The sequence below is a fragment of the Parasphingorhabdus sp. genome (genome assembly GCF_036963705.1).
Taxonomy (GTDB): Bacteria; Pseudomonadota; Alphaproteobacteria; order Sphingomonadales; family Sphingomonadaceae; genus Parasphingorhabdus.
Map to the genome: position 1 here is coordinate 23964 of NZ_JBALUT010000002.1, position 14275 is coordinate 38238.

Below are 14275 nucleotides of genomic sequence, written 5' to 3' on the forward strand. Positions count from 1 at the left end.
CCGTACTGCCGCCGGGAAATCAGATCAAAACTTCCCGTGACAATGTTTATATTTGCGTCCCGAACCACACGGACATGGAGCATTGCGGCTTACTGTGCTGCCCTCCAGACCATCCTGCGGATTGTTCAACTGGCCTGATTGGCGCGGAGGCAAGGATGATGACACAGTGCCGAGCGTACCGCCGTCGATGTCATTGCTGTTGTCTTCACCGGTCAGTGGATCGATATGCGTGGTCAGGAAGTCTGGCAATTCCGGCAGGTCCGGCACCACAAGCTCGTCCTCCTGTTGGAACTGGCTGATCGCGATCGTCTTGGTCACACCTTCGCGAATGATTTCCAGCATCCGTTCGAACAGGCCGAAGGCTTCCTGCTTATATTCGTCGAGCGGCTTTTTCTGGGCATAAGCGCGCAGGAAAACGACCTGACGCAAGGCATCGAGAGTGGCCAGATGCTCCTTCCAGTGATGGTCGAGCAATTCGAGCAGGATCGATTTCTCGATTTGCGCCCATACGCCAGGCTTTTCACTTTCGACCTGGGCCATTTTCGCTTCGAAATCGGCATCGGCCATATCGGAGATACGAGTTTCGATGATTTCCGGCTCAAGGGCGTCTTCCTGCATCCAACTGTCAAAATCGGGCGTGAGGTTGAGCACTTCCTGGACGCGGGTCTTCAAGCCTTCAATATCCCATTGTTCGGGATAGGTACCCGGCGGGCAGGCATCGGCAACCATCGCGTTGACCGTCTCGTGCCGCATATCCTCGACGACATCGCCAACCGTATCCGCATCCATGATTTCAGAGCGTTGCTCATAGATCACCTTGCGTTGATCGTTCATCACGTCATCATATTCGACAACCTGTTTACGCGCTTCATAGTTTCGCGCCTCGACCTTTTTCTGAGCCGTTTCAATTGCCTTGGACAGCCATTTGCCGCCAATCGCCTCACCATCTTCAAGATTTTTATTCATCATCTTGGCGAACATGGTTTCGGTGCCAAAAATCCGCAGCAAATCGTCTTCAAGACAGAGATAGAAGCGGCTCAGTCCCGGATCACCCTGACGGCCGGAGCGGCCGCGCAGCTGGTTATCGATCCGGCGGCTTTCGTGACGTTCGGTACCGAGTACAAACAGACCACCCGCTTCTCTCACGGTCGCGCGCAACGCCCGGACTTCTTCCTCGATCTTGGCGATAGCCTTGTCCTTTTCAGGACCGTCTTCCATGTCGCCAAGTTCTGCTTCGATTCGGAAATCGATATTGCCGCCCAGCTGGATATCGGTACCCCGACCAGCCATATTGGTGGCGATAGTGACGGCACCGGGAGAGCCGGCCTGCGCCACGATGAGCGCTTCCTGCTCGTGGAAGCGGGCATTCAGGACACTATGCTCAACATTTTCCTTGTTCAGGAAATCGGATAGAAGCTCGGATTTTTCGATCGAAACCGTTCCGACCAGAACCGGTTGGCCCTTTTCGCTATGCTCCTTGACAGTCTTTGCAATCGCCGCAAATTTATCGAGGGTATTCTTGTAGAACTCGTCATTCTCGTCAATCCGCAAAACCGGTTTGTTGGTCGGAATGGTGACGACATTCATCTTGTAGATTTCGTAGAATTCTGCCGCTTCCGTTTCCGCGGTGCCAGTCATGCCCGACAGCTTTGGATACATGCGGAAAAAATTCTGGAATGTAATTGAAGCCATGGTCTGGTTTTCAGGCTCGATCTGGACGCCTTCCTTGGCTTCTACAGCCTGGTGAAGGCCATTGGACCAGCGCCGTCCGTCCATCATTCGGCCCGTAAATTCATCGATGATGATGATCTTGCCATCCTTGACGATATAATCGGTGTCGCGCTTGCGCATGACATTGGCCATCAACGCCTGGTTCAAATGGTGGACGACCTGGGTATTCTCATAGTCATAGAGGTTGCTACCGGTCAGAAGGCCAGCGTCTTCAAGCAGACGTTCAGCCTTTTCGGTGCCTTCTTCGGTCAGCGAAAGATTGCGCGATTTCTCGTCTTTTTCATAATCCTCTTCGGTGAGACCCTGAACCACCGCGTTGACCGACAAATAAAGATCGGACTTGTCATCGGTCGGTCCGGAAATGATCAGCGGTGTCCGGGCTTCGTCGATCAGGATCGAGTCAACCTCGTCGACAATCGCGAAGTTGAAGGGCCGCTGGACCATCTGGGCCCGCTCATGCTTCATATTGTCGCGCAAATAGTCGAAGCCGAATTCGTTATTGGTACCATAGGTGATATCGGCTGCGTAAGCGGCACGGCGCTTTTCTTCGCCCAGATTTGGCACGATTATGCCGACTTCCAGCCCCAGGAAATTATAGACCTGGCTCATCCATTCCGCATCGCGGCGGGCGAGATAGTCGTTGACGGTAACAACGTGAACGCCCTTGCCGCCAATGGCATTAAGATAGCAGGCAAGCGTCGCGACCAGGGTCTTACCCTCACCGGTGCGCATTTCGGCGATTTCACCGCGATGCAGAACGATACCGCCGATCAGCTGCACATCATAATGGCGCTGTCCCAGCGTCCGCTTTGCCGCTTCCCGAACCACCGCGAAGGCTTCCGGCATGATATCGTCAAGCGATTCACCGCCAGCGGCCCGTTCTTTGAAAGATACAGTCTTCGCTGCGAGTTCTTCGTCAGAAAGTGGCTCGATTGATGGCTCGAACGCGTTTACCGCGTCGACCACTTTTTGCATCGATTTTACGTATCGGTCATTCGCTGAACCGAAAATGGATTTGGCAATACCGCCGAGCATGATGTTTTCCAATTTGTAGATTTTTCCAGCCGATAAAAGCCGGGAACAGGATGAATTTAGAGAGAATTTCCAGCCATTTGATGGTGGCCGGTCAGAGAATGGCGCTAGGGCGCACCTTCTTCATGTTCCAGCTTGTCGCCGGGTTCAGAGCGCATCGCAACGACGGCCCAGATTTCTTTTCTGCTGGCGATCTCGTCCACGGAAAGTGGAGCGGACGCCCAGATTTCCAACAGTTCACAGGATAGATGACTCGATGACAGCACCCGTGTCGATTCGACAACAGAACATTGATCGGCGGCTGAGCTTTCCGACAAGTTGGCGGCGCTTCCCAATTCCGGTATCATGCGCGCTTCGGCTGCTACAGACGCAGGCACGGCCAAGCCGACAGCGTTGAATAGCAGCAACATAAAACTTGCAATATATGCGTTCATGGACAAGGCCCCGTCAATATCAGCGCGTTCTATCAAAACAATGTATAAAGGCAAGTTAAGTGTCGGACAATCTTTCGCCTCTGGCCCCAGCACAATCTCCCGCGTTGCCCGATATTGCGGGCGTTACCTGCCGTATAGCCCGCGCGCGGTATAAGGACTGGGACCGCTGCGACCTGACCTTTGTCGAATTGGCAGCAGGAACATCGGTTGCCGGCGTCCTGACGCGAAGCAAATGCCCCTCCCCCGAAGTCGAATATTGCCGCCAAGCCCTCAAGCAAGGCAAGGCGCGCGGCCTGGTGGTCAATGCCGGCAATGCCAACGCCTTTACCGGCGCGCGCGGCATGGCGGCGGTGCAAAAAATATTGTCGCTCGCATCGGCTCATCTTGGCTGTCCGGAAGACGAGATATTCGTTTCTTCGACCGGCGTAATCGGTGTGCCTTTGCCTCAGGACAAAGCGGAATCTGGACTGAGAGCGGTGTTCGAAGCACAACCTTGCGACTGGGAAGCGGCCGCTGCGACGATCATGACCACCGACACGTTCCCCAAAATGGCGACCACGAGCGCGATTATTGGCGGTCAGACGGTCCATCTCAACGGGATTATCAAAGGATCGGGGATGATCGCGCCGGACATGGCGACGATGCTCGGCTATATTTTTACCGACGCGACCGTAGAAGCTGGTTTTCTGCAGGAAATGCTGAGCGCAGCTACCAGCAAAAGTTTCAACTGCATCACCGTGGATAGCGATACATCGACCAGCGATACCGTACTTGCCTTCGCGACGGGCCAGAACAAGGCTCCCGCCCTTACGTCCTTTGATGATGACGGCGCAGACGCGTTTCAGGCCGCACTCAGCGACCTTTGCCTGCAGATGGCGCATCTCGTGGTACGCGACGGCGAAGGCGCGAGCAAATTTATCGAGATCGCGGTGACCGGAGCTGACAGCGACGACAGCGCAAAACGCATCGCGCTTTCGATCGCCAATTCTCCTCTCGTCAAAACCGCCATCGCCGGTGAAGACGCCAATTGGGGCCGGGTGGTAATGGCTGTCGGCAAGGCTGGCGAACCTGCGGATCGCGACAGGCTGGCGATCAGCTTTGGCGGCGTCACCGTGGCCCGCGACGGTCTGGTCGTGCCGGATTATGACGAAGCACCGGTGGCGGAGCATCTCAAAGGTAAAGAAATCGACATCGCTGTCGACATCGGCCTTGGAAAGGGCAACGCAACTGTCTGGACCTGTGATCTGACCCACGGTTATATTGATATCAACGCCGACTATAGGAGCTAAACCTGTGCACCCACTTTATCAGCCCGTTCTCGACTTAATCGGAAACGCGTCGCGCGATATTGTGATGCCATATTACCAGAACCTGAAATCGCACCAGATCGACGAGAAGACGCCCGGTGATCTGGTTACCGTCGCCGACAAACTGAGCGAGGAATATATTGCCGGGGCGCTGGCCGCGCTGCTGCCGGAAGCGAAAATCGTAGGCGAAGAAGCCTATGCCATCGATGAATCCGTTGTAGATCAACTGGCCGATGGTATGGTCTGGATCATCGACCCGATCGACGGCACCGGAAATTATGCCGCCGGGCGTCCCCCTTTCGGGATAATGATTGCGCTGGTCGAGCAGAATGAAACCGTGGCAGGATGGCTTTATGACCCGCTAACCGCGCGAATCTGCCATGCCGATAAAAATGGCGGAGCTTTTATCAACGGGAATCGGGTCACGGTGCCGCCGGAGCATCCGGAGAAGCCGGTGGCCGCATTGGCGACCGGATTCATGGAGCCGGAGGAGCGAGACAATTTGCTGGCGGCCGCCGAACCTCATTACGAGATTGTCGATATCCCGCGCTGCGCCGCCGAGCAATATCCGCGACTGGTGCAGGGAACCAACCATATTTCGGTGTTTCAGCGCACCCTGCCCTGGGACCATGCGTCGGGGGTATTGTTTCTCAACGAAGCCGGTGGGAAATGCGCGCGCTGGGATGGTTCGGACTATCGTCCCGCGGACCGCAGGAAGGGACTACTCGGCGCTTCGTCACCGAAACTCTGGGACGAAGCAGCCGAGCGGCTTGGGGATATTTTCAGAACTTAAGCCGGCAGGCTGGATTCGAGCCAGGATTTAAGCTGGCTTTTCGGAGCCGCGCCAACCTTGGTTTCAACCGGAGCACCGTTGTTAAACAGGATCATGGTTGGGATGCCGCGCACCCCGTATTTTGCAGGCGCATCGGGGCTGTCATCGATGTTGAGCTTGGCGATGGTCACCTTTCCTAGCAGTTCATCGCTGATTTCTTCCAGCGCGGGGCCGATCATCTTGCAGGGGCCACACCATTCTGCCCAGAAATCGACAAGCACGGGACCGTCAGCGTTCAGGACATCGCTTTCAAAACTTGCGTCGGTAATTGCTTTGGTAGCCATAACGAATCTCCAATTGTTCAAACTCTATTTAGGTATGGTCGGTGCCCCGCTCAAGCGCTGTGGCGGAAAGGATTTTCATATCGGCTCAAAGCCGGGCTTGTGCCGGTTAATGAGACTGGCGGAAATTTCCAGCATTTCCGGGCCATGCGAGTAGAGAAGCCCTGCCCTGATCGGGCGTCCGGGGAATATTTTCTCCAGCGCTGCTACATAAGCAGCCATCTGCCTCAGATAGGCGACGGGCGCTTGCTCGGCATCATCCGGAACCCGGCGACCGGTTTTGAAATCGACGACATAGATCTGATCATCGGTGATCAGCAACCGGTCGACCGTACCGGATATAACATGCTCACCGACCACTGCCGCGATCGGCGCTTCCGCCAGACTCTCCGCGCCGAACAAGGCCGACCATGCCGGATTGTCCATCACCGCCAATACCGTCTCGACAATGTCCGCACGTCTAGCCGGATCGACGATCCGCTTTTGTTTTGCGAGCCACTGATCGGCGACGTCCACGCGCCGTTCCCGGGCAATATTTGGTAATCGCTGAAACAGGCTGTGCAGCAGGATTCCGCGCTCCGCGGCATCGCGCATCGTCAGGTCTGGCGGTGGGTTGCTGGCATCATCGGTACCGAGATGCGAAGGCGTCAATGGTCGCGGCGGCCGTGCTTCTTCCGGCGCTGCCTGAAAAAGCCAGTCCGGCGGCGATGGTTGCTCATCAGTCTGATCCATTCCACTGCCTGTGGCAGACGATGCCGAGGGCTGGTTCGGGTTTTCAATCCGATATTCCCGGACAGAAGACCAGTCAGGATCATCCCGCCAGTCACAATCCAACGCAATCAGGCCGCGTTCAATCGCGCCAAACCAACTTAGTTCCGGTATCTCGCCTTTGGCCCTCGGCCCGAGAACACCAGCGACCACAAGATGCTCTTCCGCCCGCGTCATTGCGACATATAAAAGTCGCCAATGTTCTTCCATCGCGATCTTATCGGCATGGGCGGCATGTTCAGCCAATATGCCGACTCGCTCGGCCTTGCGGACCGGCACAACCGGATATTCGAGCTCTTTGCGAGACCCCTCGCCCAGCTTTATCGCAAAGCCGCCGCTTTTCTTGCTCGCTGGATCAAAGGTCGCATTGGCGAGAATCACCAACGGCGCTTGAAGGCCCTTCGCGCCGTGCACGGTCATCAGGCGGACTTCGTTACCGCCTTCGACCTGCTCGCGCTTGATTTCAACATCGCCGCGGTCGAACCAGTCGAGAAACCCCTGCAAGGTCGGGATATGATCCCGTTCAAAGGAAAGCGCAGTCGCCAGCAATTCGTCGAGCGGATCCACCGCTGCGTGGCTGAGACGCGTGAGCAATTTGCGCCTGCCCTGCATCGGACCAGATAATATGGTTTCCAGAAACTGGTAGGGCGTGTTGAAATCTGCCATCGCCAGCAACTGCATCAGCGGTTTGATCAGCTCTCCCAGCCCATCCTGTCTTCGCAAAAATTCCCACAGGCTTTTCTCCGCCTGTTTCGGCCCGCGATAGCCGCGCGCCAGCAGATCCTCTTGGGTCCAGCCGAGCAGCGGCGAAACCAGCAAGCTGGCAAGGTTAAGATCGTCATTCGGTTGCAAGACAAAGCGTATGGCCGCCAGCAGATCCTGCACCACCAATGGCTGGTTCAGGCGGATACGGTCGATGCCGGCTACCGGCACTTTTTCGGCGAACAAGCGGGCGACGATCAGCGCGCTGAGCTCGTCACGCTTGCTCACCAATATCAATATGTCTTTGGGTTGCAGCGGCCGCTTTTCCCTGTCCAGCCAAAGCGGATTATCCGGGGACAGCCATTGTTTGATCTGTACCGCCAGTTGCTGGGCAAAGACCCGTTTCTCTTCACTGGCCCATGATTCCTCATCTTCGTCATCGGCATCGCTATTATTGGCAATCGGTTTCCACAGTGTCACGCTTCCGCTGGCGTCCTGATAGTTACTGCGATGTTCGGGAACCCTGTGATCGAGCCCCAGTTGCTCGTGGCTAAGCTGTTCCAGCGTCGCATCGACTACGTGCAGAACCGGCGGTGTCGAACGGAAACTACGGTCGAGCGACAGATCTCCGAATGGCTGTTCCGATGCCTCCGCAAGGCCGAAAAACTCGGTTCTCGCGTTGGCATAATTATGCGGACTGGTGCCCTGAAAACCGAAGATCGCCTGCTTGAAATCGCCAACCGTGAACAGGGTCCGGTGCCGCTCCGGATCAACGCCCATGCCGGCAAAAAACTCGCCTGCCAGCGCGCCTACGATATCCCATTGCGCGAGATTGGTGTCCTGCGCTTCGTCGATCAATATGTGATCGGTGCGCTGATCGAGCTTGTAGCGAATCCATGCGGCCATATCGCTTTTCTGCAAAAGCCGGGCAGTCATCCGGATCATGTCGTCAAAGTCGACCACACCGTGCAGTTTCTTTGCCGCTGCATAGCGGTGATAGAAGGCGCGGCCCGCATCCAGCGCGCCTGCGAACAGGTCGGCATATTCGAACAGGACTGCTTTTTCGAGCAGGCCGCTGCTCCATTCCAGCAGAGATCCGGCGATAAAATCGTAATCCGGCAAGGCTTTCAACAGCCCCTTGGTGGGTTTCGGCGATGCTCCGGTTGTCTTGGTGGCCCATCCCAGGTGAACATCCGGCAAAGCAGCTGCGCGCTCTTCTGGATTGAGCGTTAGCCATAGACGGATCGCCAATTGACGTTCCTGCTCCTTCTTGCCGCCAGATTCCGCCATCGCGTCGCGCAGCAATGTCATTGAGCGAATATCGATCGCTTCATCGGTGCAGCGTTCGGCTAGCCAGGAGTTAGCATCGCCTTCGATCGGAAGTCCCAACAATCCCCGGGCAAACGGCAACACGCCGGGCGGCAGCTCTTCCATCGCATCGGCCTTGGCCGCGCAGGCCATCAGAAACTGCTCGGTCGCCTCTTCGCCCATCCGCACGCTGAGCCGCTGGATCGATTGAATGATCCCCGGACGCCCGGACCGCTCTTCATCAAGCAGCAGATCACCCAGTGCGTCACGTGCCAATATCTTCTGGTCGCGCGCCTCGATCGGCTTGAACATCGAGGCAATGCCCGCTTCTTCCGGAAAGGAAGCGAGCAAGGACTGGCAGAAGCCGTGGATCGTCATGATGCGCAAACCACCGCCCTGCGCATCGAGGACGCGGGCAAACAGGGTTCGTGCGCGGTTCCTTGTTTCCGGCCCCGTCGACGCGCCAATAGCGGCCAGATCGCTCGCCAGCTTGGTATCGTCCATCCGCACCCATGCGGCCAGTTGGCGGTTGATCCTTTCCGCCATTTCTGCGGCACCGGCCTTGGTAAAGGTCAGGCAGAGAATATGTTCGGGATCGACCTTCTCCGTCAGTAGCAAGCGGAAAACCCGCGCCGTGAGAACTTGCGTCTTTCCGGTACCCGCAGAGGCGCTGAGCCAGATATTGGTCTCGGGCTCGACCGCATCAATTTGGCGATCCATCAACGGAAAGATTTTTGGCTTGCCGCTACTCATCGTCCACCGTTTCCACAGGCGAGCGCCCGTACCATTCTTCGAGCCGCATCAACTGGTCAAAATCGGCATAGGGAGCATATTCCGGATGCAGCTTGGCAGTCATCGGTTCCGAGCCCAATAAATATTGGTCCACCGCCTTGTTGAACCGGGCGACAGCATGGTCGACCATTGCATCGGCCGGAACGACATTGTCACCACGCCCCTTTGTAGGAGAGCGGACATAGCCGAAATTATCCGATCCGGCGGTTTTCGCGAGCGACCAATATTCAAAGCCGGTGGCCTCTCCGGCGATATCTGGGAACCCGCCGAGTTCGGCGATTGCAGCGAGCAGGCCGAGCTGAAGATTATAGCCTTCGACCACCGCCTTGTTGGTCGGTGCGCCGCCGGTCTTGTAATCGACAACCGCTAGTCCTCCATCCGGCATCCGGTCGATACGATCGGCGATACCGGACAGCTCGACACCGGCAATCTCGGCTTTGCCGTATATTTCCGATGCGACGGGTTCCCGTCCCGCCTTGCGGTTCTGGGTCACCGTTTCCGCAATCCATTCCAGCCCCTCGATCAGACGGGGCGCCCAGAGACTGCGCATCAACGGGTGCAGCGTCGGATCATTGAGAAATGCATTGGCTCTTTCTCTCAACGCTCCGGGCGCATAATTGTCCTGCTTGGCCCATTGATCGAGAATGTCGTGAATGATCGTCCCGCGCCAGGCGGCGCTCGGGTCTGCGTCAATCATGTCTAGCGATGCAAAGCCCATGATCTTGTTCGCATAAAAGGCGTAAGGATCGGCAATCAGACGGTCGACCTGCGTCACTGAAATCGAAATATGGCGCTGCTCTGCGCTTGGCAATGGAGCGGGACGGGCATAGGATTCCGAGATCGCCTCGGGTTCGTCGATGGAAGCCATCCATGCGCGGACCTCGGGGTGTTCTTTCAAATTGTCTCCGCACATGCCCTTCAAACGCAGCAGGAAGCGCGACGCAATCGCTGGTCCGGAATCATCCCGAACCGCCCGGGCGAGAATGACCTTCTTGGCGCCCATCGCGCCGACCAGATCGTGCGCAGACAGACCGATTTGCCGTTCCTGCGCCGGCAGGCCGAGCGATTTGCGGATCATCGGCGCGAGCCAAGGATCGGGCGTGATCGCTTGCGGCCAACTGCCCTCGTTGAGGCCGCAGCAGATCACGAGGTCGGACTGCTGCAAGCGCGCCTCCAGCAACCCGTAAAGCGCGATCCGGGGATGGCCGCCATAGGCCGGCCGCACCGAAATATCGGACATCATGATCTCGAAATAGCCGGCCAGCTCATTCACCGAAATCCGGATCGGCCCCATCTCGGCGCGCACCTGCAGTTTCGCCAATAGTTCGGCCAGTTCCCGGCCAGCTGGTCCGGCCCAGATCGCACCATCTGTCAATTGTTCGGCCAATAGCCGCAGCTGGTCCAACAGGCGCGCCCAATCCAAAGGAGGTGCGAACAGCTTCTCCATCGGCTCGAACATCACGCGAACCGATTGCCACCACGGAGTGATTGATTCGCGGAGTTTTTTAGTCCGGCGATTGTCGCCCTTTAGCAGCGCGTCGATACCGGCCAGTCCCGGTGCAGGCCGAGGCCCGCGCAACAGCAGGTCGAGCTTGCGCACCTGGTCGAGCCAGGCAAGCCGCCCTTCGCCTCGCTGCACCAGAGGATGTTTGAGCAAGGCAAGAAATTCGGCCGGAGGGAATCCGTTGGCTACCGCGGCGAGCAGGTTCAAAAAGAAAATGCCTTCGGGCAGTTTCGCCAGAGCCTGACCGGCGGTGTCGTCGACCTGAATGTCCCAGCGTTTCAAATGGGATGAGATACGGGTCGCCAATGACCGGTCTGGCGTGACAATCGCTACCCGTTGCTTTGGGTCTTCCAGAGCCTCTCGAGCCAGAAGAGCGATGGCTTGCGCTTCTTCGGCGCTGTTGCGCGCCTCGATGGTTTGCACGCCTGCCAGACTGCGCTCACTGCTTTCCAGATTTTGCCAGCGCACGGTCAGTTTGGGAATCGCAAAAGCATGGCTCAACGCCCGACTCCGTTGCGCTACCGCGCCGCTTTCGCCGGTTCGCGGCCAGCGCAAGACCTCCCCGCGCGCGATCGACATCCGGTCGAGCAGCAATTTCATATGATATTGCGGATGGGTTTCCTGGGCACGTGTCGCATAGCCGCTGTCCGGGTCGGGCTCGAACGGCCCGAGCAAATCCCATTCCTCGTCCGGCATGATCAGGTCGAGATCGGGGAGAACAACAAGACCTACCGGCAGGAAAGCTATGGTCTCCAGAAAGCGCGCTATGGCGGGCGCGGATGTGGTTACACCTGCTGCGACGACGAAATGGGCGGGATGCGTCTCTTTCCAGCTTTTCGCGATATGGTCGAACAGCAGATTGCGGCGAACCGCCTGATCAACCCGCTCCCATTGCGCCAGCTGCTCTTGCCACTTCTCTGCGATGATCAGGAAGAAACGATAAGAATCCTGCCAGTGGCTCGACAGGTCGAGACTTTCCGGTTCGGTTTTCTTGAGATCGGCCAGCGAAATTTCTTCGATGTTCAACTGGTCTAGGGTTCTGGCAAATTCGCGGGCCAGCCGCAGCGCGTCTTTCGCCAGAATGGCATCTTCGCGCAGCCCGATTTCCTTCTGGATCATCTGGGCGAGCGTGAGCAGGCGATCCATAGAATCGACCGCTGCCGGGATGTCGAGCGCCAATTCGCCGGAATCAAGCGCCACGCCGATCGACTCGTCCAGCTCAAGGTCTCCGATTACTGCCATTTGCGGCAGCAACAATCCGTCTTCGCTCAAGCGGACAAAGGCTTCCTGTAGAGCGCTGCGAGCGCGGTTATTGGGCAATATGACTAGACCGCGGGCCAGTCCAAACGCATCCTTGGCAAAACGGTCGATCAGTCCCTGAGCGAGCGCATCTGCAAAGCCGCCATGCGCGGCAATATTATAAATGGATGGCCGGCGGCGTTTAGGCATTCGCCAGCGCGGCTTCTGTCGGCGCTATTGCTTGCGGTGATCCGACCTCGAACCATTTGCCCGCATGAACGGCACCGAACAGGCGGCCTTCGCCAATCGCCCGCTCCCAGAAGATATTGGTCGAGAAAGGACCGGTAGGCGCATCGCGCAACAGCCGTTTGGAAATCAGCTGGATACCGGAGAAGATCAAAGGTGCCTGTTGATCCGGAAGCTTGCGGGAAATCCGGTTCTGTTCCTCAAGATGAAAATCCCCCGTACCCTGATAATTATGTGCCGAGCTTCGCGGAACCAGAAGGAGCAGCGCATCCATCTTGTCTTCGTTCCAGGTTTGCGCAAGCTGATGAAGGCTGTTTGTCGATCCGTCGGTCCACAGGTTATCGCTGTTGATGCAGAAAAAATTGTCCTCGTCGATCAACGGCTCTGCTTGCACCAGTCCGCCTCCGGTCTCCAGCAACTCAGACCGTTCGTCGGAGACCCGGATTTCAATCGGATACGGCAAAGCCGCAAGATGCGCTTCCATCATATCGGCAAGATAATGCACGTTGACCACAGCCTTGCCTATTCCCGCTTCGACCAGCTTCTCAAAACAATGGTCGATCATCGCCTTGCCGGCGACTTCAACCAGCGGTTTCGGACGGCTTTCGGTCAGCGGACGCATGCGTTTGCCCAGTCCTGCCGCCATGATCATCGCGGTGTCGACCCTGGTCATTTGTTTGCTTCCGCCATCGGCATCGGCTTGCGCCGGACTTCCGCAGGAATATTCTGGTCAAACCACTTCTTCATCGGTTCAAGCGCGGGATGCTGCAGGTCTTTCTCCAGCAGCCGCCACATTCTGGGCAGGAAATCGAGATAGCGCTGTTTGCCGTCCCGCATGCAAAGACGGGTAAAAATACCGATGATCTTGGTGTTCCGCTGCGCGCCCAAAATGGCATAGTGACTGCGGAATTCGGCGGCCGCTTCGTCTTGGTAATCAGTCAGATAATATGTGAGCATGGTTGCTTCCAGCTCGTCCGACACATCGCGGCGAGCATCCTGCAGCATCGAGACAAGATCATAAGCGCGATGACCGACCAGCGCGTCCTGAAAATCCAGCAGACCGAGACGACCGTCGTCAAGCAGCATGATATTCTCGGCATGATAATCGCGCATCACCGTGACCGGCGAGTTTTGCGCCGCGATGACAGGTGCAAGAATTTCTCGCCAGATTGCTTCGAAACCCTCTGTATCGACGTCCAGTTGCTGAGCGGGACAATACCATTCGGTCAGCAAATTCACTTCCCGCAAATATTGCTGCTCGTCATAGGCGGGTAGTTCCGCAGCCGGTACCCGATGCAATCCCTGCAGCAGATCGATGACCTGACGATAGATCGGCTCTTCGTCTTCCGGCTTGTGGTCGAGATGTTCGCGCATCCGCTGATCACCGAAGTCCTCCAGAAGAACGAGGCCCTGCGTCAGGTCGCGCGCAAAAATTTCGGGCGCCGCAAATCCTGAACCGGTCAGATATTCGGCAATCGCGATAAACGGTTTCGGGTCTTCATGCGGTGGAGGTGCGTCCATCAGAATCGCTTTGCGGCCTCCTGCCTCGACACGGAAATAGCGACGGAACGACGCATCCCCTGCGACCGGGGAAATCAGGGCATTGTCCCACCCATTTTGGGTCAAAAATTCTGCCGCTGCTACCGGCGGTTTCATGTCAGTGGCCATCGATCTTTCCAAGCGTTCCCTGCAGTCCAAGTCAACCGGCGATTGTCATCCCCGGTAATTTCCAGTTCGATTCTAAGCGCATCACTCCAAAAGCTGTCGGGCATCCGGTCGGGCCATTCGACGATCATCGCGCCCACATCCAATATGTCATCGAGCCCAAGTTCGGGAATTTCTTCCGGATCCTCGATCCGGTACAGGTCGACATGGGCGACGGGAATTCTGGTCTCCGGGGGCTCATATTGCTGGACTATGGCGAATGTCGGGCTCGGCACTTCTTCGCCATAGCCCAGTCCTTCCAATATCCCTCTCGCCAATGTGGTCTTGCCGGCGCCGAGTGTCCCGCTCAAGGCGAGCTTATCCCCCTGACGCAGCAAAGCGCCGATTTTTCGTCCGACATCCAGAGTCGCGTTCTCGTCTTTTAGAACCAACAT

Annotated in this window: 10 protein-coding genes; 2 read left to right on the forward strand and 8 right to left on the reverse strand. The window is 57.1% G+C overall.

Annotated elements, in window-relative coordinates:
- Positions 1-24 precede the first annotated feature (24 nt).
- Both secA and V7680_RS00700 read right to left on the reverse strand, forming a co-directional pair.
- Positions 25-2766, reverse strand: a complete 2742-nt coding sequence (gene secA, locus V7680_RS00695; RefSeq protein WP_335651361.1) for a preprotein translocase subunit SecA — start codon at positions 2764-2766, stop codon at positions 25-27.
- Between the two features lie 104 nt (positions 2767-2870).
- Positions 2871-3197, reverse strand: a complete 327-nt coding sequence (locus V7680_RS00700) for a hypothetical protein (protein ID WP_335651362.1) — start codon at positions 3195-3197, stop codon at positions 2871-2873.
- Between the two features lie 59 nt (positions 3198-3256).
- Here V7680_RS00700 and argJ point away from each other — a divergent pair, with 59 nt between their 5' ends.
- Positions 3257-4486: a bifunctional glutamate N-acetyltransferase/amino-acid acetyltransferase ArgJ gene (argJ, locus tag V7680_RS00705; RefSeq protein WP_335651363.1), complete on the forward strand. Its 1230-nt coding sequence runs from the start codon at positions 3257-3259 to the stop codon at positions 4484-4486.
- A 4-nt stretch (positions 4487-4490) separates the two neighbouring features.
- Positions 4491-5297 carry an inositol monophosphatase family protein gene (locus V7680_RS00710; RefSeq protein ID WP_335651364.1) on the forward strand — a complete coding sequence of 269 codons (807 nt, stop codon included), beginning with the start codon at positions 4491-4493 and terminating at the stop codon, positions 5295-5297.
- Here the strand turns inward: V7680_RS00710 and trxA are convergent.
- From trxA to tsaE, 6 genes are all read right to left on the reverse strand, one after another.
- The gene (trxA, locus tag V7680_RS00715; RefSeq protein ID WP_335651365.1) at positions 5294-5620 is read right to left on the reverse strand and encodes a thioredoxin TrxA; all 327 of its coding nucleotides are present in this window, start codon (positions 5618-5620) and stop codon (positions 5294-5296) included. The two genes, V7680_RS00710 and trxA, sit on opposite strands and share 4 nt — an antisense overlap.
- 75 nt (positions 5621-5695) lie before the next feature.
- Positions 5696-9148: a double-strand break repair helicase AddA gene (gene addA, locus V7680_RS00720; RefSeq protein ID WP_335651366.1), complete on the reverse strand. Its 3453-nt coding sequence runs from the start codon at positions 9146-9148 to the stop codon at positions 5696-5698.
- A complete protein-coding gene (gene addB / locus V7680_RS00725; RefSeq protein WP_335651367.1) occupies positions 9141-12140 on the reverse strand; it encodes a double-strand break repair protein AddB in 3000 nt (999 codons plus the stop codon). Before addB ends, addA begins: the two co-directional genes overlap by 8 nt.
- Positions 12133-12849: a nucleotidyltransferase family protein gene (locus V7680_RS00730; RefSeq protein WP_335651368.1), complete on the reverse strand. Its 717-nt coding sequence runs from the start codon at positions 12847-12849 to the stop codon at positions 12133-12135. The genes addB and V7680_RS00730 overlap by 8 nt, the downstream gene beginning before the upstream one ends.
- Complete coding sequence (locus V7680_RS00735; protein ID WP_442954951.1) at positions 12846-13832, reverse strand: aminoglycoside phosphotransferase family protein; 987 nt, start codon at positions 13830-13832, stop codon at positions 12846-12848. Before V7680_RS00735 ends, V7680_RS00730 begins: the two co-directional genes overlap by 4 nt.
- Entirely contained in the window at positions 13829-14275 is a 447-nt protein-coding gene (gene tsaE, locus V7680_RS00740; protein WP_335651370.1) for a tRNA (adenosine(37)-N6)-threonylcarbamoyltransferase complex ATPase subunit type 1 TsaE, read from the reverse strand. Before tsaE ends, V7680_RS00735 begins: the two co-directional genes overlap by 4 nt.

Bases quoted from the DNA above. Each gene is read 5' to 3' on its own strand.
- V7680_RS00735 (WP_442954951.1), bottom strand. From the start codon at position 13,832: ATGAAACCGCCGGTAGCAGCGGCAGAATTTTTGACCCAAAATGGGTGG.
- V7680_RS00700 (WP_335651362.1), bottom strand. From the start codon at position 3,197: ATGAACGCATATATTGCAAGTTTTATGTTGCTGCTATTCAACGCTGTC.
- tsaE (WP_335651370.1), bottom strand. From the start codon at position 14,275: ATGTTGGTTCTAAAAGACGAGAACGCGACTCTGGATGTCGGACGAAAA.
- trxA (WP_335651365.1), bottom strand. From the start codon at position 5,620: ATGGCTACCAAAGCAATTACCGACGCAAGTTTTGAAAGCGATGTCCTG.
- addA (WP_335651366.1), bottom strand. From the start codon at position 9,148: ATGAGTAGCGGCAAGCCAAAAATCTTTCCGTTGATGGATCGCCAAATT.
- secA (WP_335651361.1), bottom strand. From the start codon at position 2,766: ATGCTCGGCGGTATTGCCAAATCCATTTTCGGTTCAGCGAATGACCGA.
- addB (WP_335651367.1), bottom strand. From the start codon at position 12,140: ATGCCTAAACGCCGCCGGCCATCCATTTATAATATTGCCGCGCATGGC.
- V7680_RS00730 (WP_335651368.1), bottom strand. From the start codon at position 12,849: ATGACCAGGGTCGACACCGCGATGATCATGGCGGCAGGACTGGGCAAA.